The sequence below is a fragment of the Mesorhizobium sp. M1A.F.Ca.IN.020.06.1.1 genome (assembly GCF_004023265.1).
In the GTDB taxonomy this organism is placed as follows: domain Bacteria; phylum Pseudomonadota; class Alphaproteobacteria; order Rhizobiales; family Rhizobiaceae; genus Mesorhizobium.
The window spans coordinates 1-1,665 of the sequence record NZ_RZSR01001152.1 but is presented as its reverse complement, the minus strand read 5'-3'; the positions used below and the strand labels follow the sequence as shown (position 1 = coordinate 1,665).

The window sequence follows — 1,665 nt, the reverse complement described above, 5'->3', positions numbered from 1 at the left end:
CTGTCTCGTGGGCTCGGCAGGTTCGTCATGACGCAGGAAGCACAGGAACTTGCCCGGCTCGCCAACACCGACACACCGAAGCTCAGGACGCATGACCGCCAGGGCCGACGCGTCGATCTGGTCGAGTTTCATCCCGCTTATCACGCGCTCATGCGACGCTCGGTTGCCGGCGGCCTGCATTCCTCGGTTTGGGAAAACGGCGATGCCGAGATCGGCCGCCGGCATCAGGTGAGGGCGGCGCGCTTCTACCTGACCGCGGAGCTCGAGACCGGACATCTTTGCCCCATCACCATGACCAGCGCTTCGCTGGCGGCGCTGATGGCGAGCCCAAAGCTGTTCCGCGAATGGGCGCCGCGCGTGACAACGCGCAAATACGACCAGAGCCAGAAGCCGCCGGTGCAAAAGACCGGGCTTACCCTCGGCATGGGTATGACCGAGAAACAGGGCGGCACCGACGTGCGCGCCAATGTCACAAAGGCCGAGCGCGCGGGAAACGGCTTCTATCGGCTGACCGGGCATAAATGGTTCATGTCGGCGCCGATGTCCGACGCCTTTCTCGTGCTCGGCCAGGTGCCGGAAGGGCTTTCATGCTTCCTGGTTCCGCGCATTCTGGGCGACGGCTCGGGCAATGGCTTCCGTTTCCAGCGCCTGAAGGACAAGCTCGGCAACCGCTCCAACGCCTCGTCGGAGGTCGAGTTCGCCAATGCCATCGGCGAGATGGTCGGCGAGCCGGGCGCCGGGATCAAGACGATCATGGACATGGTCACGCTGACCAGGCTCGACTGCGCCGTCGCTTCGTCAGCGCTCATGCGCGCCGGGCTGGCCGAAGCCGTCCACCACGTGCGCCATCGCCAGGTGTTCGGCATCAGTCTGGTCGATCAACCGCTGATGCAGCGGGTCCTTGCCGACATGGCGCTCGACGTTGCCGCCGCGACGGCGCTGTCGTTCCGGCTGGCGCGTTCCTTCGACGAGGCGGCGAGCGATCGCGGCGAGGCGGCCTTTGCACGCGCCATGACGCCGGTGGTCAAATACTGGGTATGCAAGATCGCACCGGCCTTGCTTTACGAGGCGATGGAGTGCCTCGGCGGCAACGGCTATGTCGAGGAAGCGCCGCTTGCTCGCTATTACCGTGAGGCTCCGGTCAACGCGATCTGGGAAGGCTCCGGCAACGTCATGGCGCTCGACGTGCTGCGTGTGCTTGGCCGCGCGCCAGGCCTGTTCGAGGAGGTGCTGGCCGGCATCGACCGCGACCTCGGCGCCGGCGGGCGGGGTACCATCGGCGTGCTCAACGCGGCCATGCAGGTGGCTTCGACCGACCAAGGCTCGGCGCGCCTGCTGACCGAACAGCTGGCACTTTCGGCGGCGGCGGCGGAGCTGCGCCGGCTGGGGGCAGGGCGGATCGCCGACGCCTTCGTCGAAACAAGACTCGGCGGCCAATGGCGCACCACCTACGGCATGCTCGATTCGCGCCATGACGCGCGCATGATCATCGACACGCTCTACCCGCCGCTGAGCTGAGCAGCCTGAAAGGCGTTCGATCGCCGGCCTGTGGATTGCCGTTAACCTTAACGAATGGTTTCCGTTGCGGGGAGGCTTCGCGGAGCCCACTCTGTCCACCGGAGTAGGGAAATGTTAACCATGACGATCCCGTGCTCCCAGGCAGGA

General features: G+C 65.9%; 1 protein-coding gene. It reads left to right on the top strand.

Annotated features, from left to right (window positions below; genetic code table 11):
* On the top strand, nt 1-1,518 hold a 1,518-nt coding region (locus EOA60_RS31945), incomplete at its 5' end, for an acyl-CoA dehydrogenase family protein (protein WP_128312552.1).
* Nucleotides 1,519-1,665 lie beyond the last annotated feature (147 nt).